The following is a 304-nucleotide window of genomic DNA, read 5'->3' as shown; positions in this document are numbered from 1 at the left end:
TTCACAGACGAGTTCAAGCGCGATGCGGTCGCGCAGGTCGAGGATCGGGGCTACCCGGTGCGGGAGGTGGCTGAGCGATTGGGTGTCTGTTGCCCGGCAGGCGAATGCGAAGCAATCGCCGAGAGGGAGCACCAAGTCGAACTACATGTGGCAGAAGCAGTTTTCGCTGCCCGCGAAGGTGATCCAAGAGGTCGATGCCCAGGCCGACGAGATCCGTCGGTTGAAGCGGGATCTGCTGCGGGTGACTTCGGGCCGGGACATCCTAAAAAACCGTTCCGGGCCGCAGCCCGCCTGTGCGCTGTAG

Annotated in this window: 1 pseudogene; it reads left to right on the top strand. The window is 63.2% G+C overall.

Annotation, left to right across the window (positions count from 1 at the left end):
* A pseudogene (locus EGN72_RS00150) lies at positions 1–277 on the top strand (transposase); the annotation flags it as partial.
* Positions 278–304 lie beyond the last annotated feature (27 nt).

Source organism: Pseudorhodobacter sp. E13, assembly GCF_003991405.1.
Lineage (GTDB): Bacteria > Pseudomonadota > Alphaproteobacteria > Rhodobacterales > Rhodobacteraceae > Pseudorhodobacter.
This window is presented reverse-complemented; position numbering and strand designations above follow the sequence as displayed.